The sequence below is a fragment of the bacterium genome, from assembly GCA_035308905.1.
In the GTDB taxonomy this organism is placed as follows: Bacteria; Sysuimicrobiota; Sysuimicrobiia; order Sysuimicrobiales; family Segetimicrobiaceae; genus DASSJF01.
In genome coordinates this window covers 17,564-39,210 of record DATGFS010000003.1, presented here as the reverse complement: position 1 = coordinate 39,210, position 21,647 = coordinate 17,564, and the positions used below count along the sequence as shown (strand labels likewise).

19 protein-coding genes are annotated in these 21,647 nt (G+C 70.5%); 10 read left to right on the top strand and 9 right to left on the bottom strand.

Annotated elements, in window-relative coordinates; genetic code table 11:
- Positions 1-24 precede the first annotated feature (24 nt).
- Genes VKT83_00475 through VKT83_00465 form a run of 3 tightly spaced genes read right to left on the bottom strand, consistent with a single transcriptional unit; the run spans position 25 to position 3,133 of the window.
- Positions 25-846, bottom strand: a complete 822-nt coding sequence (locus tag VKT83_00475; GenBank protein ID HLY20922.1) for a mechanosensitive ion channel domain-containing protein — start codon at positions 844-846, stop codon at positions 25-27.
- Positions 847-854: 8 nt separating this feature from the next.
- Positions 855-1,859: a glucosyl-3-phosphoglycerate synthase gene (locus tag VKT83_00470; protein ID HLY20921.1), complete on the bottom strand. Its 1,005-nt coding sequence runs from the start codon at positions 1,857-1,859 to the stop codon at positions 855-857.
- Positions 1,856-3,133, bottom strand: a complete 1,278-nt coding sequence (locus VKT83_00465) for a glycosyltransferase family 4 protein (protein HLY20920.1) — start codon at positions 3,131-3,133, stop codon at positions 1,856-1,858. Before VKT83_00465 ends, VKT83_00470 begins: the two co-directional genes overlap by 4 nt.
- Positions 3,134-3,211: 78 nt before the next feature.
- On the opposite strand from VKT83_00465, the gene VKT83_00460 reads away from it, so the two are divergent.
- On the top strand, positions 3,212-4,276 hold the full coding sequence (locus tag VKT83_00460) for a bifunctional phosphoglucose/phosphomannose isomerase (GenBank protein HLY20919.1): 1,065 nt from the start codon (positions 3,212-3,214) through the stop codon (positions 4,274-4,276).
- A 113-nt stretch (positions 4,277-4,389) separates the two neighbouring features.
- Positions 4,390-5,484, top strand: coding sequence for a sn-glycerol-3-phosphate ABC transporter ATP-binding protein UgpC (gene ugpC / locus VKT83_00455; GenBank protein HLY20918.1), 1,095 nt, complete (start codon positions 4,390-4,392; stop codon positions 5,482-5,484).
- A 75-nt stretch (positions 5,485-5,559) separates the two neighbouring features.
- On the opposite strand, the gene VKT83_00450 is transcribed toward ugpC, so the two are convergent.
- From VKT83_00450 to accD, 6 genes are all read right to left on the bottom strand, one after another.
- Positions 5,560-6,231, bottom strand: coding sequence for an STAS domain-containing protein (locus VKT83_00450; protein ID HLY20917.1), 672 nt, complete (start codon positions 6,229-6,231; stop codon positions 5,560-5,562).
- A gap of 131 nt (positions 6,232-6,362) precedes the next feature.
- A complete protein-coding gene (locus tag VKT83_00445; GenBank protein ID HLY20916.1) occupies positions 6,363-7,223 on the bottom strand; it encodes an SPFH domain-containing protein in 861 nt (286 codons plus the stop codon).
- A gap of 113 nt (positions 7,224-7,336) precedes the next feature.
- Positions 7,337-8,692, bottom strand: a complete 1,356-nt coding sequence (gene accC / locus VKT83_00440; protein ID HLY20915.1) for an acetyl-CoA carboxylase biotin carboxylase subunit — start codon at positions 8,690-8,692, stop codon at positions 7,337-7,339.
- Positions 8,693-8,701: 9 nt separating this feature from the next.
- Positions 8,702-9,196 (bottom strand): acetyl-CoA carboxylase biotin carboxyl carrier protein, encoded by a 495-nt coding sequence (accB, locus tag VKT83_00435; protein ID HLY20914.1) that lies wholly within the window; start codon positions 9,194-9,196, stop codon positions 8,702-8,704.
- Entirely contained in the window at positions 9,193-10,230 is a 1,038-nt protein-coding gene (locus tag VKT83_00430) for an acetyl-CoA carboxylase carboxyltransferase subunit alpha (protein ID HLY20913.1), read from the bottom strand. The genes accB and VKT83_00430 overlap by 4 nt, the downstream gene beginning before the upstream one ends.
- A 43-nt stretch (positions 10,231-10,273) precedes the next feature.
- Positions 10,274-11,194, bottom strand: a complete 921-nt coding sequence (gene accD, locus VKT83_00425) for an acetyl-CoA carboxylase, carboxyltransferase subunit beta (protein ID HLY20912.1) — start codon at positions 11,192-11,194, stop codon at positions 10,274-10,276.
- A gap of 150 nt (positions 11,195-11,344) precedes the next feature.
- Here accD and VKT83_00420 point away from each other — a divergent pair, with 150 nt between their 5' ends.
- From VKT83_00420 to hydA, 8 genes are all read left to right on the top strand, one after another.
- The gene (locus VKT83_00420) at positions 11,345-12,541 is read left to right on the top strand and encodes a trypsin-like peptidase domain-containing protein (protein ID HLY20911.1); all 1,197 of its coding nucleotides are present in this window, start codon (positions 11,345-11,347) and stop codon (positions 12,539-12,541) included.
- A gap of 53 nt (positions 12,542-12,594) precedes the next feature.
- The gene (glpX, locus tag VKT83_00415; GenBank protein ID HLY20910.1) at positions 12,595-13,563 is read left to right on the top strand and encodes a class II fructose-bisphosphatase; all 969 of its coding nucleotides are present in this window, start codon (positions 12,595-12,597) and stop codon (positions 13,561-13,563) included.
- A 1-nt stretch (position 13,564) separates the two neighbouring features.
- Positions 13,565-15,238: an arginine--tRNA ligase gene (gene argS / locus VKT83_00410; protein HLY20909.1), complete on the top strand. Its 1,674-nt coding sequence runs from the start codon at positions 13,565-13,567 to the stop codon at positions 15,236-15,238.
- Between the two features lie 380 nt (positions 15,239-15,618).
- Positions 15,619-16,869, top strand: coding sequence for an S-layer homology domain-containing protein (locus VKT83_00405; protein HLY20908.1), 1,251 nt, complete (start codon positions 15,619-15,621; stop codon positions 16,867-16,869).
- A gap of 89 nt (positions 16,870-16,958) precedes the next feature.
- Positions 16,959-18,218, top strand: coding sequence for a transcription termination factor Rho (rho, locus tag VKT83_00400; protein ID HLY20907.1), 1,260 nt, complete (start codon positions 16,959-16,961; stop codon positions 18,216-18,218).
- A gap of 200 nt (positions 18,219-18,418) precedes the next feature.
- Positions 18,419-19,225: a M23 family metallopeptidase gene (locus tag VKT83_00395; protein ID HLY20906.1), complete on the top strand. Its 807-nt coding sequence runs from the start codon at positions 18,419-18,421 to the stop codon at positions 19,223-19,225.
- Between the two features lie 247 nt (positions 19,226-19,472).
- A complete protein-coding gene (locus VKT83_00390; GenBank protein ID HLY20905.1) occupies positions 19,473-20,228 on the top strand; it encodes a M23 family metallopeptidase in 756 nt (251 codons plus the stop codon).
- Positions 20,229-20,244: 16 nt separating this feature from the next.
- Complete coding sequence (gene hydA, locus VKT83_00385; GenBank protein ID HLY20904.1) at positions 20,245-21,627, top strand: dihydropyrimidinase; 1,383 nt, start codon at positions 20,245-20,247, stop codon at positions 21,625-21,627.
- Positions 21,628-21,647 lie beyond the last annotated feature (20 nt).

Sequence of the window (21,647 nt, the reverse complement as noted above, 5' to 3'; positions counted from 1 at the left end):
TCCGTGCCCGGTTTCAGGGCTCGGTCATATTGTAACAGAAACGCGTGTGTCCATTTTTATTCCCTGTTCCGCGAGGACTTCGAGCACGCGCTGCCGCATCGCGGCCTCCGCCGCCCACTGCCGGCCCGCCGGGACCAGCACGGACAGCTGCACCGTGATCCCGGCGTCCTTCATGTCGACCGCGCCGTCGACCGAGGGCGCGCCGCGGGCGTCGTCGGGATGGGCGGCCGCCCACTCCCGGCCCACGCCACGCAGCACTTCCAGCACCCGGCCGAGGTCCGCCCGATAGGGGACCGTGACCTGCACGATCGCCCGGCCGAAGCCGCGGCTCAGATTGCCGATCCGGGTCACGGCGCCGTTCGGCACGGTCAGCAGCTCGCCGTTGAACTTGCGAATCTGCATTGTGCGCAGCGTGATCCGCTCGACCGTGCCGGTGTCGGCGTCCAGGCGCACGAGATCGCCGATCTGCACGAGGCCCTCGGACAGGAGGAACAGTCCGGCGAGCACGTCGCGAATCACGTACTGCGCGCCGAAGCCGAACGCCAGGCTGACGATGCCGGCGCTCGCGAGGATCGCCGTCACGTTGACGTGGACGGCCTCCAGCATCAGCATGAGCGCCGCGAATCCGACCGCGTACCGCACGGCGCTCTCGGCGAGCGGCGCGAGCGTGACCGGCCGGCCGGGCCGCCGGCCCGCGCGCCGGATGGCCGACGTAAGCACGGCCACGACCGCCCAGGCCGCGAACGCGATGATCAGGAGCGCGACGGCGTGCTCGATCACCGCGGCCCAGGCGCGGGGATCCCCGACGTCGTGCGCGATCTGACCGAGGACGTCGCCGGCCGACACGCCGCGGGTCAGTCGCGTGCCGCGACGGCGGCGCCCCGTGTCCGATAGGCAGGCACGGACACGATCGGCGGCCGTTCGTGCTCGCGGAGCTCCTTCACGTCGAGGGCGGGGGACGGCCCGGTCCGGATCAGCTTCATCGCCGTGTTCATCTGCCGGCGGAGGGGGTAGCCGGCGCGGTCGCCGACGCGCGCCATCACGACCTGGATGATCGCGAACGCCATGAGCGACAGCGAGCCGAGTTCGCGGTTGCGGTGCACGCGGGTGTCGAGGTCGACCTGCCCGATCCGGTCGAGGCCGAACCGCTCCAGAATGTCGATGAGGTGCCCGATCTCGACGCCGTACCCGGTAAAGAACGGCAGGCGCTCGAGCAATTCGCGCCGCCCCGCGTACTCGCCCGCGAGCGGCTGAATGACGCCGGACAGCTCCGGAAAAAACAAGTTGAGGAGCGGGCGCGCCGTGAGCTCCGTGACGCGTCCCCCGCCGTTCGCGGACTGGGACGGGCCGTCGGTGAGCGGCCGCTGATAGTAGCCTTTCACGTAGGCGATGCGCGGCTCGCGCAGCAGCGGTCCGAGGAGGCCGTAGACGAACTGCGGGTGGATGTTGCGGATGTCGGTGTCGAGCCAGACGATGAGGTCGCCGCGCAGGACGTGCAGGCTCTTCCAGAGCGCCTCGCCCTTGCCCTCGAACGTCCCCGTCTCCGGTAGGATCTCCGCGTGCTGGTAGGCCGGCACGCCGAGCCCGCGGGCCACGGCGACCGTGCGGTCAGCGGAGCCGCTGTCGATGACCGCGATCTCGTCGAGCAGCGGCACGTCGTTCATGAGGGCGCGCCGGAGGACCGCGATCTCGTCGCCGATCGTGGCCTCTTCGTTGAGGGCGGGGAGGCCGAGGCTGATCGTCAGGCCCTGGCGGCGCTTCAGCGCCGCCAGGGCCTGAAGGTCGCTGAAGTCGCGCGCGTGGAACGTGCTGCGCGTAAACCACGCGTCGACGGCGGACCGCCAGGGGCAGGCCGTCACGTCGGCTTGGCCGCCGCGGTGAGCTGGGTCAGCAGAGGCACGATCCGGTCCCGCATGATGACGTCCCACGTGTAGGTGCCGAGCACGCGCCGGCGCAGGCGGTAACCGCGGTCGTCCATCAGCCCGTGGATGATGCGCTGCGCGCAGACCGTCGGGGAGTCGTCGAGGCCGAATGTCTGCACCGCGTCGCCGCCGATTTCGCGGAACGGCGGGATGTCGGTGACGAACGCCGGCACGCGCGCGAGGCCGGTCTCCAGCAGCGGCAGCCCGAACCCTTCCTCGCGGCTCGGCAGCAGGAGCGCGTCCGCCAGCGCGTACAGGTCGGTGACCACGCGGTCCGTCAGGGTGATCGACGCGCCTCCCGGACCGGGGACGTCCCCGCAGAAGACCACCTGTTCCTCCAGACCGAGCCCGGCCCGCAGCGCGCGCAGCTCGTCGAGGTAGTCGCGATTGCGCGGGTTGTGCGCGCCGAGCGGGCCGGTGATCAAGAGCCGCACCGACAGCTCGCGGCGGACCAGTTCTTCGGTCACGCGCAGCGCGTACTCGATCTGCTTGCGCCGGGTGATCCGGACCGGCAGGAGCAGGACGACCTGCTGGTCCCAGAGACGCAGCGTCTCCGCGAGCCAGCGGCCCGCGGGACTGAGGCGGAGGAACGCCGCGGGATCGATGCCGTTTGGGATGATCTCGATCTGCGACCCGCTGAGGCGCAGCGCCGCGCTCAAGGCGCGCTGGCGGTCGCGCGACACCGTGACGTACGTCGCGCCGGCGAGCGGCGTCGTGAGCAGACGCCACGGCTGGCCGGGATGCAGGTCCTCGCGATACTGCGGGTTGGTCCAGGCGAGATCGTGGCACCACGCCACAAATCGGATCGGCGGCCGCCGCGCCGCGATCCGGTGGAGCGCCGCGGTGAGCGCGAGGTTCTTGTGCAGCGTGAGCGCGTTGTGGACGACGCAGACGGACGTCCCGGCGAGCGCGCGCTCGAGCCCCTCCTGGACCTGCGCCGAGAGGGCCGCGAAGGCCGGGGTGACCCGCCCCTCGGCGAGCTGCTGCGTCACGGCCAGGACGCGCGGATGCCGGGAGTCGAGCAGCGGCACCCGCCGGACCCGCACCCGGCCTCCGAGCGGACCCCCGCGGCCCGTGATGACGCGGACGTCGACGCCGCGCTCGGCGAGCAGCCGGGCGTGCCGGCCCAGCACCGCCTCCACGCCGCCGATGATCGGGGGGCTGGTGAAATGCACGAGCGCGATCGTCGCGTGGTGGCCGCGAAGTGGCATCGCCGCCAATCGTTCGGGCTCACCGCGAAGCACCCCTGCGGGCAGGGCGCCCGCCGCCGTCTCCTGAAGTAGTCCGCGATGCGCAGTCTCGACGAACGCGCGGTGGACCGCGCCGCGGATCCCTCCGGCATGCTCGACACCGTGCTGTCCCTCCCCCGCCAACTGCGGGAGGGGTGGCGGCTCGGGCGGGCGGCGAATCTCACGCCCCTCGGCGGCCGTCCGGCGCACCTCATCTTCGTGGGGTTGGGAGGATCGGCGATCGGGGGCGATCTGCTGGCGGCGGCTCTGGCGCCGGCACTTCCGTTCCCTGCCGTGGTGGTCCGCGACGCGCGGCTTCCTTCATATATAGGGGCGCAGTCCCTGGTGGTCGCCTCCAGCTACTCCGGCGAGACCGACGAGACCGTCGAGGCCGCCGAATCGGCCGTCGCGGCCGGGGCGTCGCTGCTGGCGGTCACCTCCGGCGGGCGGCTCGCCGCGCTGGCGGAGTCCCGGGGCCGGGCGCTGGTGCGTGTGCCCGGCGGTCTGCCGCCGCGCGCGGCGCTCGGGTATCTTGTCGGCCCGGCGCTTGCGATGCTCGAGCGGTGGGACGTGTGCCCCCCGTGCGCCGCCGACGTCGAAGAAGCCGCGGGCGTGTTGGACGTGCTCGGCCGGGACCTCGGCCCCCAGGTACCCGAGGAGCGCAACGCGGCGAAACGGCTCGCCGGCCGCGTCAACGGGCGGATCCCCATCGTCTTCGCCGCGAGTCCGGAGGTCGAGCCGGCGGCGCGCCGGTGGAAGTGCCAGTTCAACGAGAACAGCAAGACCGTCGCCGCGTGGCACGCCTTCCCCGAGGTGGCCCACAACGAGGTCGTGGGGTGGGGGGCCGCGGAGGAGATTGCCGGACTGCTCGAGATGGTCGTGCTGTTCTCGGGAACGGAGGGCGCCCGGACGCGCCGGCTGGTCGAAGCCGCCTGTGAGGCGATGCCGCGGGGCATCGCCGGCGTCCAGGAGGTCACCGGGTGCGGCGAGAGCCGGCTCGCGCGGCTGCTCTCGCTCGTCCTGATCGGCGATCTCACGAGCGTGTATCTCGCCTACCTGCGCGGCGTCGATCCGACGCCGATCGAGGCCATCACGATCCTCAAGCAGCGGATGCGCGAGGGATAGCCTGAAGGGCCCGCCGCGGCCCGCGTCGTAGGACTCGGACGCGCGGAAGAAACTCCCAGGCGCGGCGCCACCGGCGCGGCGCGGAGACTGGTCTTCCGCCGGGAGGCACGATCATGGCGAAAGTCCTGCTCGAGCACATCATCAAGCAGTTCGGCCAGGTCACCGCGGTCAACGACGTCACCCTCGACATCCCCGACAAGCAGTTCACGGTCCTCGTCGGCCCGTCCGGGTGCGGCAAGACGACCTGCCTGCGGCTGATCGCCGGGCTCGAAGAGGCGACGTCCGGCAACATCTACATCGGCGAGCGCGTGGTGAACGACGTCGCGCCGAAGGACCGCGACATAGCGATGGTCTTCCAGAACTACGCGCTGTACCCGCACATGACGGTCTACGACAACATGGCGTTCGGGCTGCGCCTGCGCAAGTACGCGCGGCCGGAGATCGACCGGCGGGTCAAAGAGACCGCGGAATTGCTCGGGATTCAGACGCTGCTCGACCGCAAGCCGAAGCAGCTGTCGGGCGGCCAGCGGCAGCGCGTCGCGCTCGGCCGCGCGATCGTGCGGGAGCCGCAGGTGTTCCTCATGGACGAGCCGCTCAGCAACCTCGACGCGAAGCTGCGCGTGCAGACCCGCGCCGAGATCAAGAAGCTGCACGCGCGCCTCCAGACCACGACCGTGTACGTGACCCACGACCAGGTCGAAGCGATGACGATGGGCGACCGGATCGTGGTCATGAAAGACGGCCTCGTGCAGCAGGTCGACGCGCCGATGAACCTCTACGACCGGCCGGCGAACCTCTTCGTGGCCGGATTCATCGGCTCGCCGGCGATGAACTTCCTCGAGACGAAGCTCGCGCGGCAGGACGGCAAGCTGATGGTCGACGGCGGCGTCTTCAAAGCCGAGGTTCCGCCGGAACTGTCGTCGCCGCTCGCGGAGTGGGCCGGCAAGCCGGTCATCTTCGGCATCCGGCCGGAAGACGTCTCCGACCGCGCGCACGCCAGCGGCAACGGGGCGGTGCTGCGAGCGCAGGTGGACGTCCACGAGCCGCTCGGGTCGGACGTGATCCTGTATTTGACCGCGGGACAACACAGCCTCGTCGCGCGGGTCGACGCGCACACCCAGGCGCGGATGGGGCAGGCGACCGAGGTCGTCTTCAACATGAAGAAGATGCACGTCTTCAACCCGGAGACGCACGCCGCGATCATGTAGCGCGCGCCGGGAGGCCCGCAAGACCGGGGCCCCCGGTCCGCGCGCGGCGGGCGGGGGCCCCGAGGATTCCAGGGGTTACTTCGGCTTCGTCCCGTCGCGGAGCGCGGCGAGGGCGGCGTCGACCGTCGGGAACATCGGGATGACCGCTTCCACCGCGATGATGTCTAATACCCGCCGTATCCTCGCCGGAACGTCCGCCAGCACGATCCGCTGGCCGTTCCGCGTATATCGCTCGCGGGCGCGCAGCAGCGCGTTGATGCCGGAGGAGTCGATGTACCGGAGCTTCTGCAGATCCACGATGACGTGTCGCCCGCCGTCCCCGGCCCGTTTCAAGTAGCCGAGGAACGACGCCACGCTGGCCAGGTCCAGCTCCCCGTCGACCGACAGACACGTCGCGACGCCGTCTTCCCGCAGCGTGCAGACCAGCGCATGCGCCCGCGTATCGTCGAGGCCGGCTCCGCCGGAAAGGCGAGGGCGCCGAACCAGACGCCGCGCACCGGCGGCGGTCGTGGTAAAGGCATAGACAGGGGGCTCCGCGAGATCGAGGGCATATTCCCGCAGATGCCATCGCCGGCGCTCGGCTGCGAGCCGCGCCCAGAGCCGGTTACGTGTGTACCGCAACTCCTGGAAGTCGTACCAGAGCGCAACGGGCCGGCAGGCGCATTGCATCAACCGCAACGATTCGCGCCCGGCCGCGGCCGCCGCCGCGGCGAGGCCCGTCCAAGGGTCACCGGCGCATCGGCTCATGACGCTTCCCCTCCTGTAGCGTATCTACGCCACCGGGGGGTTCCTTACCCAGTCCGGGCGCGTGAATCCTTCAACCGCCGATGCACTTAGCCGCTAAGTTGTCGATCAGGCTGTCCGGCGGCCCCGCGGTGTCAGCGGCCTCCGCCGTCCACCTTCGCCGGCGGCGCGACGAACGGCTGCAGAAAGCGCGCGAACTCCATGGGGAACACGAACTTGGTCGACGCGCCCGCGCCGAGGGCCTTGAGCGCTTCGAGGTACTGCAGGCTCATCGTGTTGGTGTCGACGGTCTTGGCGACGCTGAAGATCTTGTCGAGCGCGAGCGAGAACCCCTCGGCCCGGAGGATGGCGGCCTGCCGGTCGCCCTCCGCGTTGAGGATCGCGGCCTGCTTCGCGCCTTCCGCGATCGTGATCGCGGCCTGCTTCTTGCCGTCCGCCTCGGTGACGAGGGCGCGGCGGCTGCGCTCGGCCGACATCTGGCGCGTCATCGCCTCCTGCACGTCCTTCGGCGGCGTGATCTCCCGGATCTCGACGGTGGTGACCTTGACGCCCCACCGCTCGGTGACCTCGTCGAGTTTGAGCCGCAGGACCTGGTTGATCTGGTCGCGCTTGGCCAGCACGTCGTCGAGGATGATGTCGCCGATGACCGCCCGGAGGCCCGTCGTCGCGATGCCCTGCGCCGCGCCGGCGAAGTTGCCGACCTGAATGACGCTCAACTGCGGGTCGATCACCTTGTAGTAGATCAGGAAGTCGATCGAGATCGGCGCGTTGTCCTTGGTGATGCACGTCTGGGCGGGGATCTCGAGGAACACCTCGCGGAGGTCCGCCCACACCGCCTTGTCCACAACCGGGATCAGAAACACGATGCCGGGCCCCTTCGGACCAAAGCTGCGGCCCATGCGGAACACGACCAGCCGCTGGTATTCGCGCACGACCTTGACGCCGTTCCAAAAGATCAGCACGAGGATGATCAGGATGCCGAGTGCGAAACCCATAGAGCGACTCCCCCCTGTATTCTCAATGGCACCGTTCGTGCCGCCCCGGCACCCCTCCTTTGGGCGCCGGACGCCGCGGCGCTCTCGACGCGGCGTCCGGCGCTACACCGGGGTCACTCCCGGATCGCGCTCAGGTCAATGCGGCGCTGGACGAAGTTGACGTAGACCTCGCCGCGGCGGAAGAACGCGTTGTCGAGGACCGTGAGGTGAAACGGAATCGTTGTCCGGATGCCGCCCACCTCGAACTCGCGGAGCGCCCGCGTCATCCGCGCGATCGATTCGTCGCGGTCGCGGCCCCACGCGATCACCTTGGCGATCAGCGAGTCGTAGTAGGGCGGGATGGTATAGCCGGCAAACGCGTGGGTGTCCACCCGTACGCCGGGCCCGCCGGGCGGGAAGAACGCCGTGATCGGCCCCGGCGACGGCAGAAACTCGCGCGCCGGGTCCTCGGCGTTGACCCGGCATTCGATCGCGTGTCCCCGCGGCTCGATCTCGCGGGGGAGTGTCATGCGCTCGCCGGCGGCGATCCGGATCTGTTCCTTCACGATGTCCACGTCGGTCACGGTCTCCGTGACCGGGTGCTCGACCTGCACGCGCGTGTTCATCTCCATGAAGTAGAAGTGCTCGCCGTGGTCCACGAGAAACTCGACCGTCCCGGCGTTGGCGTAGCCCACCACCTCGGCCGCCCGCACCGCGGCCCGGGAGAGGGCGCGCCGGAGGCGGGGCGTCACCCCGGGCGACGGCGCCTCTTCGAGCAGTTTCTGGTGGCGGCGCTGCACCGAGCAGTCGCGCTCGCCGAGCGAGACGATCGCGCCGCGCCCGTCGGCGAGGATCTGTACCTCCACGTGGCGGGGCTCTTCGAGGTATTTCTCGACGTACAGCGCGCCGTCGCCGAACGCCGCCTCCGCCTCCACGTGCGCCGCGGCGAGCGCCCGGCGCACATCGTCGGCCGTATGCACGACCCGCATACCGCGGCCGCCGCCGCCGGCGGCGGCCTTGATGATCAGCGGGTAGCCGATCGCGCGCGCCGTCGCGAGCGCGGCCGCCTCGTCGCGGACGGGCCCCGTGCTGCCGGGGATGACCGGGACGCCGGCGCGGCGCATGATCTCCCGCGCCTGCGACTTGTTGCCCATCTTGGCGATCGCTTCGGGAGACGGCCCGATGAACGTGATCTTGCAGTCGCGGCAGACCTCGGCGAAGTGCGCGTTCTCGGCGAGGAACCCGTAGCCGGGATGGATCGCGTCGACGTTGAGCAGTTCGGCCGTGCTGATGATGTTCGGGACGTTGAGGTAGCTGTCGCGGGCCTGGGCCGGGCCGACGCAGAACGCCTCGTCGGCCATCTGCACGTGCAGCGCGCCGCGGTCCGCGTCCGAATAGATCGCCACCGTCCGGATGCCGAGCTCGTGGCAGGCGCGGATGACGCGCACGGCGATCTCCCCGCGGTTGGCGATCAGAACCTTCTTGAACATCGGGGCGGGTCAGGCGGCGGGGTCGACGAGGAACAGGGGCTGTCCGTACTCCACCGGCGCGCCGTTTTCGGCCAGGACGCGGACGACGCGGCCGGCGACTTCGCTTGGGATCTCGTTGAACATCTTCATCGCTTCGAGCACGCAGACGGTCTGCCCGGTCTGCACCACGTCGCCCTCGTTGACGAAGGGCGGGGCGTCGGGCTTCGGCGCCCGGTAAAACGTACCGACCATCGGCGCGACGATCGGCACGTAGCGCGCCGTGCCTTCGCCCGCGGGCCGGGTCCCGTCGGATGTCGCGGCGTGCCCGCCCGCCTCCGGCGGGGCCGCGGCGGTCCCGCCGGGCACCGCGGCGGAGACGGACGCCGGGGCCGTTCCCGCGGCCGTCTTCTTCACGTGGACTTTGACGTGCGCCGCTTCGACGACGAGCTCGGCGATGTCCGCCTCCGTGGCGAGGCGGATGATCGCGCGGATCTCGTCGAGGTCGAGCCGGTCGTGGTCGCTCATCGGCCCGGGGTCACCGGCGGGGCGGCGCCGCCGGCGGGCGCCGCGGACACGTCCATCTCCCGGACGCGCCCGATGCGGCGGAACTTCTCGTAGCGGGCGTCGAGCAGCGCGTCGAGGGGGCGGCCGAGCAGGAGGCCGAGCCTACGCCGGACGGCCCCGGCCACCGCGTTCGCGGCGGCGCCGCGGTCCGCGTGGGCGCCGCCGGCCGGCTCGGGTATGATCTCGTCGACGATGCCGAAGCCCGCGAGATCGGGCGCGGTGATCCGGAGCGCCGCCGCCGCCTCGCGGCTTCTCGTGCCGTCGCGCCACAGGATCGCCGCGCAGCCCTCCGGCGAGATCACGGAATAGACGGCGTGTTCGAGCATCAGCACGACGTCGCCGATGCCGATCGCGAGCGCCCCGCCGCTGCCGCCCTCGCCGGTGATGACCGTGACGATCGGCGTGCGCAGCCGCGCCATCTCCAGCAGCGCGCGCGCGATCGCCTCGCTCTGGCCGCGCTCTTCGGCGTCCTTGCCGGGATAGGCGCCGGGCGTATCGATCAGGGTGACGACCGGACACCGCAGCTTCTCCGCGAGCTTCATCACGCGGACGGCCTTGCGGTACCCTTCGGGGTTCGGCATCGCGAAGTTGCGCGCGATGTTTTCCCGCGTGTCGCGTCCCTTCGCGTGGCCGATCAGCGCCACTGCCGTGCCTGCGCCGCCGGACGGCATGTCGATCCATCCGAGCCCCGCGACGATCGCCGGGTCGTCCCGGTACATGCGGTCGCCGTGCAGCTCGACGAAGTCCCGCGCCAGCGCCGCGATGTAGTCGCCGACCTTCGGCCGTTCCGGATGGCGGGCCAGCTGGACGGTCTGCCACGGCGACGGGTCGCGCGCGATTGCCTCGCGCAGCTCCTGCGCCCGGGCCTCGAGGATCGCGATCTGCGAGTTCAGATCCATGCGCTGCTCGTTCGTGATCTTCCGGAGCTCGCGAATCTCACGTTCGACCTCGGCGAGGGTGCGCTCGAGGGCGTCACCCGCCGGCGGGGAGGGCAGAACCGGGGAGCCGGCGGCGAGCCCGCCCGGGGGCAGCGGCGCGTCAGACGCCTGGCTGCTCACCGGCGGTGACCTCCTCCGCGGCCCAGCCCGCGGCGCCGTCGGCTTCGACCCAGGCTGAATCGACCGGCGCGCCGCACAGCCGCAGCAGGCGGCCGAGCGTGGCCCGCAGCTCGGCGCGGGGGACGATCGCGTCGATCAGTCCGTGCTCGAGCACGAACTCGGCGGTTTGAAAGCCGTCGGGAAGCTTCTGACGAATGGTCTGCTCGATGACGCGGCGGCCCGCGAACCCGATGAGGGCGCCCGGTTCGGCCAGCACCACGTCGCCTTGAAACGCGAAACTCGCGGCGACGCCGCCGGTCGTCGGGTCGCACAGCACCGAGAGAAACGCGACGCCGGCGTCCCCGAGGCGGCCCAGCGCCACGCTGGTTTTCGCCATCTGCATGAGCGACAGGGTGCCTTCCTGCATGCGCGCGCCCCCGGAGGCGGAGAAGACGACGAGCGGGGTGCGCGCCTCCGCGGCGCGTTCGGCCGCCCGGGCGATCTTCTCCCCGACGACGGCGCCCATGCTGCCGCCGAGAAATCCGAACTCCATCGCCGCGGCGACAAGCCCGGCGCCCTCGACCGTCCCGATTCCGGTCAGGACGGCTTCGGGCATCGACGTGCGCCGCTGCGCCTCGTCCACCCGCTGCGGGTAGGGCTTCTCGTCGACAAATCCCAAGGGGTCATCGGGGGCGAGATGCCCGTCGAACTCCTGAAACGACCCGGCGTCCAGCACCAGGGCGAGGCGCTCCGCGGCGGAAAGGCGGTGGTGGTAGCCGCACTTCGGGCACACCCGGTAGGCGCGCTCGAGCTCGCGGCGGTAGATCAGGCCGGCACAGCGGGGACACTTAATCCAGAGGCCTGCGGGGATCTCCCGGCGTCCGGAGGAGGCGACCTTTGGCCGGCTCAGCCAGTTCAGCACGGGACGGCCCGGAACCCCGAGGGTTTCGCCACGGCGCGATTATACCGTACGCCCCCGGATGCGGCAAACGCACGCGCCCGCCGGCGGCCGGGGCATATCTTACCGGATGTTATAATGGAAACGCCGGGAACGTCAGGGAGGGATTCTTCGATGGTGACTGAGACTCCGGGCGGGCTCCGCCGCGGACGGCTTGGGTATGCCGCTGCCGTGGTGCTCGTCCTGGCCGCCGTGGTGGTAGGCGCGGGACTCGGCGGCGTCCTGCTTCCGCAATACTTCCATCCGGTCTTTTCGGGGCACCCGCAGGCGGCCGCGCCGCAGCAGCCGTCGGTGCCGTCGGCCGCGCCGCCGGCCAACCCGCCGGCCGCCCAGGTGCCGGCGGTCCCGGCGCCCGCCCCGGCGGCCGGGCTGACGCCGGACGAGCGCGTCGTCATCAACGTGGTCAAGCGCGTGCGCCCCTCCGTCGTCAATATCGACACGGAAGCGCAGGTCCAGACGATGTTCGGCGTGTTTCCGCAGCAGGGCGCGGGGTCCGGAGTGATCGTGCGGTCGGACGGCTACATTCTGACGAACAACCACGTGGTTCAGGGCGCGCAGACGATCAAGGTCACGCTGCTGAGCGGCAAGGTGCTCACCGGCAAGATCGTTGGGACGGACCCGATCGCGGATCTCGCCGTGATCAAGGTGGCGTCGCCGGAATCGCTGCCGGCCGCCCAGCTCGGATCGAGCGGCGATCTGCAGGTCGGCCAGACGGCGATCGCGATCGGGAACCCGTTTGGGCTCGGCAGCACCGTGACGACCGGCGTGATCAGCGCGCTCAACCGCAACATTCAGCTGCCGAACCTGATCGTCGAGAATCTGATTCAGACCTCCGCGCTGATCAATCCCGGCAACAGCGGCGGCGCGCTGGTGGACACCTCGGGCCACGTCGTCGGCATCAACACGGCGATCATCCCGAACGCCCAGGGCATCGGGTTTGCGATCCCGAGCGACCTCGCGCGGTCTGAGATGCAGCAGCTGATCGCGCTCGGCCACATCGTGCGGCCGTGGGTCGGCATCGTCTACGGCGGCGACGTGGACGCGCAGACGGCACAGGCGTACAACCTCGGCGCGAAGCACGGCGTGCTGGTCCGCAGCGTCGAGTCCGGGTCGCCGGCGGCGAAGGCCGGCATCGCCTCGGGCGACATCGTCACCGCGGTGGGGTCCGAGCAGGTCGACACCTGGAGCGACTTCGTCCGCGATATCGTCAACAGGAAGATCGGCGACACCGTCACGCTGACGGTCGTGCGCGGGACCGGGAGCCGGCAGGTCCCCGTCGTCCTGGCCGAACGGCCCGCCGAACCCAAGTAACGCGCCGGGCCGCGAGGCGGCCCGGCCTGTCCCTGCGAGGGGGGAGGACGCTCATGGAGCAGACGCTCGTCCTCGACGTGGTCAAGGTAACGGAGGCGGCGGCGATCGCGGCCGGCCGTCACATGGGCGAGGGCGATACCGATCGCACCGATCAGGCCGCGGTGACCGCGATGCGGGAGATGCTGGCGGATCTCCCGATTCACGGCCGCGTGGTGATCGGCGAGGGCGAACGCGATCAGGCGCCGATGCTCTTCATCGGGGAGGACGTCGGGGCCGGGAAGGGACTCGCCGTCGACATCGCGGTGGACCCCGTCGAGGGAACCAACCTGGTGGCGAACGGCCTGCCGAACGCGATCGCCATGCTGGCCGTCGCGGAGCGCGGCGGCATCCTCCACGCGCCCGACATCTACATGGAGAAACTCGTCGTGCCGCCGCAGGCGGCGGGCAAAGTGGATCTCCGCTGGCCGCCGCAGCGCAATTTACAAGTGCTGGCGGAGTGTCTCCGGCGCCGGATCGAGGATATCACAGTCGTCATCCTCAACCGGCCGCGGCACGCCGATCTCATCGCCGCGGTGCGGGCGGCCGGCGCGCGGATCAAGCTGATCTCCGACGGCGACGTCGCGCCGGCGATCTCGGCCGCGGTCTCCGGCACGGCGGTGCACGCCGTGATGGGCATCGGCGGCGCGCCCGAGGGCGTGCTCACCGCCGCGGCGCTGCGCTGCCTCGGCGGCGAGATCCAGGGACGGTTCTGGTACCGCAACGACGGCGAGCGGGAGCGGGCGCACGAGATGGGGATTACCGATCCCGAGCGGATCTTCCGCACCGACGAGCTGTGTCCGGGCGGCAACCTGCTGTTCGCGGCGACCGGCATCACCGACGGCGACCTCTTCCGCGGCGTGCGCTTCTTCGGCGGCGGCGTCCGCACGCATTCGATCGTCATGACGGCCCAGACCCGGCAGGTGCGCTTCATCGACACCATCCACATCCAGGACCCGAGCCGCGTGGGCGAAGTCCGGCTGTAGCGTGGTCACCCAGGAACTGCGGCAGCTCGTCGCGGACGCGATCGGGCGCGCGGCGGCCGCCGGCGCCCTTCCCGCGCCTCCCGACCCGCTCCCGGCCTTCGAGGTCGAGCCGCCCCGCGACCCCCGGCACGGCGACTACGCGGCGAACGCCGCGCTCGTGCTGGCGCGCACGCTGGGCCGCCCGCCCCGGGAGATCGCCGCCGCGATTCAAGCCCAACTGGCCGTCCCGTCGGACGCGCTCCGCGCCGTCGAGATCGCCGGGCCCGGCTTTCTGAACCTGCATCTTGCGCCCGCGTTCATGCACCGGTGGCTGCGGCGGGTGCACGCGGAGGACCGGCGGTTCGGCCGCAGCGACACCGGCGGCGGACGGCGGGTGCTGGTCGAGTACGTCAGCGCGAACCCGACCGGGCCGCTTCACGTCGGCACGGGGCGCAACGGGGCCGTCGGCGAGACGATCGCGCGGCTGCTCGACGCCTTGGGATACGAGGTCGGGCGCGAGTACTATGTGAACGATTACGGCACCCAGGTCGATACGCTCGCCCGTTCCGTCGAAGCGCGCTACATGGCATTGCTGAACGAGCCGGCGGAGTTTCCGGAAGACGGCTACCAGGGCGACTACGTGCGGGACATCGCCGCGCACCTCGTCCGGGAGAGCGGCCGGCAGGTGCTCGCGATGCCGCCGGAGCAGCGCCTGAGCCACATCCGCGACACCGCGCTGCGCCTCATGCTGGACCAGATCCGCGCGACGCTCGAGGCGTTCGGGATCACCTTCGACCGCTGGTTCAGCGAGCGGAGCCTGCACGAGAGCGGCGCCGTGGAGCGCTGCCTCGAAGAACTGCGGCGCCGTGACGTGGTGTACGAGCAGGACGGCGCCTTGTGGTTCCGCTCCACGCAATTCGGGGACGACAAGGACCGCGTCGTCGTGCGCCGGGACGGGCGGCCGACCTACTTTGCCTCCGACATCCCGTACCACGTCGACAAGTACGCGCGCGGCTTCGAGCACCTCATCGACGTCTGGGGCGTCGACCACATCGGCGACACGGCGCGCGTCCGCGGCGGCCTCCAGGCCCTCGGCTACGATCCGGACAGCGTCGAGGTCATCCTGTATCAGCACGTCCGGCTGCGCAACGAGGGCGAGGCCGTGCGGATGAGCAAGCGCAGCGGCGAGTTCGTCACGCTCGGCGAGCTGATCGAGGCCGTCGGCCGGGACGCGGCGCGGTTCTTCTTCATCATGACGAGCCCGTCCGTGCCGATGGATTTCGATTTTGCCCTGGCGACGCGCCAATCGGCCGAAAATCCGGTATACTATGTCCAGTACGCGCACGCCCGTATTTCGAGCATTCTCCGGGAAGCGGAACGCCAGGGTGTACCGCTGCCGGACGCCGGGCGGACGGATCTTCTCCCGCTGCGCACGCCCGAAGAATGGACTCTCGCGAAGCGGATCGTCGCGATGCCGGACGTAGTGTTCGCGGCCGGGACGCGGCGGGAGCCTCAGCGCCTGTGCGCGTACGCGAGGGAACTCGCCGAGGCGTTTCACGTATTCTACGGACAGTGCCGGGTCCTGACCGACGACGCGGCGGTGACGGCGGCCCGGCTCGTCCTGGTCGACGCGGCGCGGCGGGTGCTGCGCAACACGCTCGATCTCGCCGGAGTGACGGCCGTCGAGCGAATGTAGGCAATCGCAGATACGGGGGCGCCCTTGGGGGCGCGGCCCCGTGCCGGTCGACTCCTGGGCCTGCGGCGCGGGCCAAAGCGCCCCGGCCACCATGAAATCAAAACGAGGGTTTGAGTGGCCGACACAGGCGGCAGGAGAACTTCAGGGTACGGCGAATACGCGGCGCAACGTTCACATGGCCCGTCCGCGCTTTGTCCGATCGCGACGAGAGACCCACGACAGCCGACGTCTCCAGCCGGCGATGCCTTTGAGCCCGCGCGCGGCCGCAGGTGCCGCGACGTCACGCCCCGGCCGCGTCCACCGGCACCCGCGGCGGCGAGGACGCGGGCCGGGTCTTTGGCAGAACGCCGCTGGGTAGAGTGAGGGGGAGGAGAGCAACGATGATGAGGACAGGGACAATCACACAACGGCTGGCGGCCCTGGCGGCCGCGGCAGGCATGGCGCTCGCGCTCGCGGGTACCGCGGGCGCGTACTCGGACACGCAGAACAACCCCTACGCGCGCGCGATCGAGAAGCTGTCGGTCGTCGGCGTCATCACCGGCTATCCGGACGGGACGTTCAAGCCCGATCAGCCGATCACGCGCCTCACGGTCGTCGAGGCGCTGGCGCGCGGCCTGGACGTCAAGGGCAGCGGGACGATCCCGAACTTCAAGGATCTCGCGGATATCCCCGAGGCAGTGCGGCCGACGATCGCCGCCCTCCTGAACACCGGCGCGGCGTCGCAGCAGAAGGCGACGGTCACGCAGGATGCCGTCGCGTACACCCTCACGACCGACCGGGCGGTGTACGGCATCGACGATCCGGTGGACCTGACGTTCACGATCACCAATACCGGCAAGGAAGACGTGAAGTTCGAGTTTCCGACGACGCAGTACTACGACTTCGTGATCAAGCGCGGCGAAGAGCAGATCGCACGGTGGTCGCTCGGCCAGACCTTCGTGCCGAACCCGCAGCCCCTGTTCCTGGCCTCGGGGAAGTCGATGACCTTCAATACACGCTGGCTGCAGAAGGACCAGGACAGCCATGTGGTCGGGCCGGGCACCTACAACATTTCGGCCGTGTTCACGCTGAAGGACAAGCCGGTGACCGTAAACTTGGAATTTCAGAAGGGCATCCTCACGGCCTTTCCCGACAACACCTTCCGGCCGGCCGCCCAGGTGACCCGTGCGGAGTTCTCGGCGCTGCTGGTGCGGGCGCTGGGGCTGCAGGGTGAGGCAACGCAGAAGGCGCAGGCGCAGCTCGCGGTCTCCGACGCCGCTGACATCCCGGCGCCGCTCCACGGGTACGTCGCGGTCGCGATCGACCACAAGCTCCTCGCCGTGACGAACAACGCGTTCCGGCCGAACGCGCCGACCACGCGCGGCGAGGCGGCGGGCGCGGTTTCGGCGATCATGGAGGCGCAGAGCCGCTTCAACTATGTGAAGGGTACCCTCGCGTCGATCGCGCAGGGCGACATCACGGTGGCCAACGATCAGAAAGCCGTGACGAGTTACGCGCTGACGCCGCAGGTCGCGATCTACCGCAACGACAAGCCGGCGGCGGCCGCCGATCTCAAGCCGAACGACAAGATTCTGCTGCTGCTCACGGGCCCGCGGGGGCGCGCAGGGTATATCGAGGCGACCGGTCCCTAGCGCGGACCCCGCACCCCGACCCGCGACGCCGGCGGGCCGCGCCACCGCGGCCGGGCACGGCGGGCCGGCAGGCGTGGAGGTGGGGCGGCGTGGCGATCGCGGAGCTGGAGGGCAAGAGTCTCGACGAGCTGCAGGACCTCGCCAAAGAACTGAACGTTCAGAATTTCCGACGCTACCGTAAACAGGAGCTGATCATGAAGATCTTGCAAGCCCAAACCGAGCAGAGCGGACTGATGTTCCGCTCCGGCATCCTCGAGATCATGCAGGAGGGGTACGGGTTCCTCCGCACGAGCGGCTACCTGCCGGGATCCGAGGACATCTACGTCTCCCCATCGCAGATCAAGCGGTTCGGCCTGCGTGTCGGCGACGAAGTGCTCGGACAGGTTCGGGCGCCCAAGGACAACGAGAAATACTACGCGCTGCTGCGGGTCGAGGCGGTCAACGGCCTCGATCCGGAACAGGCGCGCTCGCGGCCGGATTTCGAGAAGCTGACGCCGGTCTTCCCGCACGAGCGGCTCAAGCTCGAGCTGCCGCAGAGCGATCTCACCGTGCGCATCGTGGACCTCTTCGCGCCGATCGGCAAAGGCCAGCGCGCGATGATCGTCTCGCCGCCGAAGGCCGGCAAGACGACCCTGCTCAAGAAGATCGGCCAGAGCATGGTGCAGAACCACCAGGAGGTCTACCTGATGGTGCTGCTGCTCGACGAGCGGCCGGAGGAAGTCACCGACATGCGCCGCTCGGTGGAGGCGGAGGTCGTCGCGTCGACGTTCGACCGGCCGCCGGAAGAGCACGTGCAGGTCGCCGACCTCGTGCTCGAGCGCGCCAAGCGCCTCGTCGAAGGCGGGCGCGACGTCGTCGTCCTGCTCGACAGCCTCACCCGATTTTCCCGGGCCAACAACCTCGTCATCCCGCCGAGCGGCCGGACGCTCTCCGGTGGTCTCGACCCCGCGGCGCTGCACCGCCCCAAGCGCTTCTTCGGCGCCGCGCGGAAGATCGAGGAGGGCGGCAGCATCACGATCGTCGCGACGGCGCTGATCGACACCGGCAGCCGGATGGACGACGTGATCTACGAGGAGTTCAAGGGCACCGGCAACATGGAGCTCCACCTCAACCGCAAGCTGCAGGAGCGGCGGACGTTCCCGGCGATCGACATCAAGCTGTCCGGCACCCGGCGCGAGGAACTGCTGCTGACCGATGAGGAGCTGCGCAAGGTCTGGGTTTTGAGGAAGAGCCTCGAGTCGCTCGACACGGTCGCGATGACGGAGTTGATTCTCGACCGGCTCCGCAAGACGCCCAACAATCAGGGCTTCCTGCGATCGATCATCAAGAGCGCCGAAGAAGACACATAGGCGGAGCACACCCGCAGGAATACACGCGGCCCAGGTAAAACACAGGCACCGGGGGGAAAGCCAGAAGATCCCGTTCGAGCGCCGGCTTCCGGTTGGCGCGTCCTCGCAGCGCCAAGACGCCGGCGCCCACATCCCGCATGATCGCCCGCCGGTTCACCCCTGCACGGCAACGCGCACCCGAACGCTTCACAGGAGGGTCGATGACGACCCTATGGAGGCTCGCGGCCGCCGTCTTGTTCTGCGCGGTCTGCGTGCTCATGGCGGCGCTGGAGTCATCTCCGCGGCAGGTCCGAAGCGCGCAACCCTCGCCGGTGCCCGCGGACTCGCCGGAGGCGTCCATCTCGTCGCCGCCCGAGACCCGGCCGGCGCCGGTCGTTGCGACGCACACGGTTGTCGCAGGCGACACGCTCTGGGACATCGCCGCATCCGCGGGCGTCGGCGTCGGGGCGTTGGCCGCCGTGAACGGCCTATCCGAGAACGCGGTGCTGCGGCTGGGACGGGTCTTGACGATCCCGCCCGCCGGCGCTCCGGTGCCGCGGCATGTCTCCGTACCCCCTGTGGCGGCATCAGCCGGCGCGCCGGCGCCTCCCCCGGCGGCGGCGGTGTTCGTGGCGGCCCGCCGTTTGGCGCTGCTGTGGCCGTCGCGCGGTATCGTCACGTCTCGATTCGGCTGGCGGGTTCATCCGATCTTCGGGGGCCGTGAATTTCATACCGGCATGGACATCGCGACGCGCTACGGATCGCCGGTCGTCGCGGCGCGCACGGGCGTGGTGCGCTTCGTCGGCTGGAAGTCCGGCTACGGCCGCATCGTCGTGCTCGCGCACGACGGCGGCTTCGAGACCGCGTATTCGCACCTGTCCGCGGCGCAGGTGACCCCCGGGCAGCGCGTCGCGGAGGGCCAGATGATCGGACGCATCGGCAGCTCCGGCTGGAGCACCGGACCGCACCTCTTCTTTGAGGTCCGGCGGAACGGTACACCGGTCGACCCGGCCCGCTACCTCAACTAATTTCCCTCTAATTTCCCTCGGCGGGGGCCCCCGCGCGGAAGGAATCCCCGCCGCTCCGCCCCAAGAAGAATTGTAGGGGTAAGCCAGTAGACACCGTTCGGACCCGGCTCCCGACCGCGTCACCGTGAACCAAGTCCCGAGCCGGCGCCCGCCCAACCCACGACTGTCTGTTGTTTCGACCCCGCCCACTCGCGAAGTACGCACGGGAGGATCCATGGCGACCTCAAGGAGGCGTAGGGCTGTCAACATGCGGCGTACCGTGTCTATCGCCGCCGCATGCGGCGTGTTGGGAATCGGGATCGCGGCGGCGACCGGCGGCTACGGGCGCGGGGAGCGCGGGCCGGCGGCCGGCGATCGCCCGGCGGCCCCTGCCGCGATTATCACCGGCAACGCACCGCCGGCCATCCTGAGAGCGCCGGCGCCCGGCGTGCTGCAGTTCGCGGCGGCGCTCGGTCTGTCCGGAGACCTGGCCCTGCCGCTCAACCGGCCCCGGGCCATCCACGCCGGCGACGCCGAATTGTCACCGAGGAGGGACGATACCGGCGATGTGCCGCCGGAGCCGGGGCCCGCGGGCGTGACGGCCGCCGCGGCGCCGCCTGTCGCGGGCGCGACTCTGCCTCTTGTCCTGCTGCGGCCGTCGGGGGGCGTCATCACGTCGCGCTTCGGCTGGCGCATCCACCCCCTCTTCGGGAGGCCCGAGTTTCACACAGGCCTGGACATCGCGACGCGGTATGGCTCGCCCGTCACCGCCGCGCGGGCCGGTCTCGTCCGCTTCGTCGGATGGGAATCCGGCTACGGGCGGATTATCGTGTTGGATCACGGCGGCGGACTCGAGACGACGTACTCGCACCTCTCGCTCGCGCTCGTGAGCCCCGGCCAAACGGTCGCGCGCGGCCAGGAGATCGGGCGCATCGGCAATTCCGGCTGGAGCACCGGACCGCATCTGTTCTTCGAGGTGCGGCGGAACGGCGTGCCGGTGGACCCGGCCCGCTACCTCAACTAGCCCTCCCGGGCGCCCCGTGGAATGTGACCTCGTAATCCGCGGCGGGACGGTCGTCACCGCCGCCGCGCACGGAGCGGCCGACGTCGGCGTGCGGGGCGGGAAGATCGCGCAGCTCGGCGGCGAGATGCGCGGGCGCACGGAAATCGACGCGGCGGGGCTTTACGTGTTCCCGGGCGGGGTGGATGTCCACGTCCATCTGAGCCAGGCCGCGCGGCCGGAGCCCGGCCGCGAGTTGTGGGTCGACGACTTCTTCACCGGATCGCAGGCCGCCATCGCGGGCGGCATCACCACGATCGGCAACATGACGTTCCAGTGGGCGGGCGAGCGTCTGCGGGACGCGCTCGCGCGCGATCTCGAGGCGGCCGCGCGCGACGCGGCCGTCGACTTCATCCTGCATCCCGTCCTGACCGACCCGACGGCGGGCGCCGTCGACGAGGTCGCCGGGCTGGCGGCGCAGGGGCACACGAGCCTGAAGCTCTTCATGAGCCGCGACAATTTCGACGCCGAGATCGACGGGTATCTTCGCGCGATGCGCGCGGCGGCGGACACCGGCCTGATCACACTGATGCACTGCGAGGACGGCGGGCTGCAGCGGTTTCTCAAGGCGCGCCTCGCCGAAGAGGGCCGCGACGGCCTCGCGCACTACCCGGAGAGCCGCCCGGTCTACACGGAGTCCGTCGCCACCGAGCGGGCGATCGCGCTCGCGCAGGCCACCGGCGCGCCGATCTACGTGGTGCACCTGTCGTCGGCCGCGGCGCTCGGCCGCTGCCGCGCCGCGCGCGCGGACGGGCTCCGCGTGTACGTCGAGACGCGGCCGCTCTATCTGTACTTGACCCGGGAGCGCTTCGCGGAGCCGGACGGCCCGAAGTACACCGGCGCCCCGCCGCTTCGCGAGGCGGCCGACGTGGCGGCGATCTGGGCCGGCCTCGCCGGCGGCGAGATCCAGAGCGTTTGCACCGACCACGCTCCGTGGACGCTGCGGCAGAAGCTCGATCCGTCGCTCACCGTGGCGACGGTGCGGAACGGCGTCGCCGACCTCGAGACGCTGATGCCCATGCTCTTTTCCGAGGGCGTCCGCGCCGGCCGGATCTCGCTCGGCCGGTTCGTCGAGCTGACCAGCACGAACGTGGCGAAGCTCTTCGGGCTCTATCCACGGAAGGGGACGATCGCGGTCGGGTCGGATGCCGACGTGGTGATCTGGGACCCCGAGGCGTCCCGGACGGTGGATGGCACGTCGATGCACTCCCGCGCCGGGTATTCCGTGTACGACGGCCGCGCCGTCCGCGGATGGCCGGTCTATACGATCAGCCGCGGGGAGATCGTGCTGGACCGGACCGGGGTCACCGCCGCGCGCGGCCGCGGCCGGTGGCTGCGCCGCGGACCGACCGCGCCGCTATAGGACCCGCGCCGCGCTCATCG

Bases quoted from the DNA above. Each gene is read 5' to 3' on its own strand.
- VKT83_00390 (HLY20905.1), top strand. From the start codon at position 19,473: ATGCGGCGTACCGTGTCTATCGCCGCCGCATGCGGCGTGTTGGGAATC.
- VKT83_00420 (HLY20911.1), top strand. From the start codon at position 11,345: ATGGTGACTGAGACTCCGGGCGGGCTCCGCCGCGGACGGCTTGGGTAT.
- VKT83_00395 (HLY20906.1), top strand. From the start codon at position 18,419: ATGACGACCCTATGGAGGCTCGCGGCCGCCGTCTTGTTCTGCGCGGTC.
- glpX (HLY20910.1), top strand. From the start codon at position 12,595: ATGGAGCAGACGCTCGTCCTCGACGTGGTCAAGGTAACGGAGGCGGCG.
- ugpC (HLY20918.1), top strand. From the start codon at position 4,390: ATGGCGAAAGTCCTGCTCGAGCACATCATCAAGCAGTTCGGCCAGGTC.
- VKT83_00405 (HLY20908.1), top strand. From the start codon at position 15,619: ATGATGAGGACAGGGACAATCACACAACGGCTGGCGGCCCTGGCGGCC.
- accC (HLY20915.1), bottom strand. From the start codon at position 8,692: ATGTTCAAGAAGGTTCTGATCGCCAACCGCGGGGAGATCGCCGTGCGC.
- VKT83_00465 (HLY20920.1), bottom strand. From the start codon at position 3,133: ATGCCACTTCGCGGCCACCACGCGACGATCGCGCTCGTGCATTTCACC.
- VKT83_00445 (HLY20916.1), bottom strand. From the start codon at position 7,223: ATGGGTTTCGCACTCGGCATCCTGATCATCCTCGTGCTGATCTTTTGG.
- VKT83_00450 (HLY20917.1), bottom strand. From the start codon at position 6,231: ATGAGCCGATGCGCCGGTGACCCTTGGACGGGCCTCGCCGCGGCGGCG.
- VKT83_00460 (HLY20919.1), top strand. From the start codon at position 3,212: ATGCGCAGTCTCGACGAACGCGCGGTGGACCGCGCCGCGGATCCCTCC.
- accB (HLY20914.1), bottom strand. From the start codon at position 9,196: ATGAGCGACCACGACCGGCTCGACCTCGACGAGATCCGCGCGATCATC.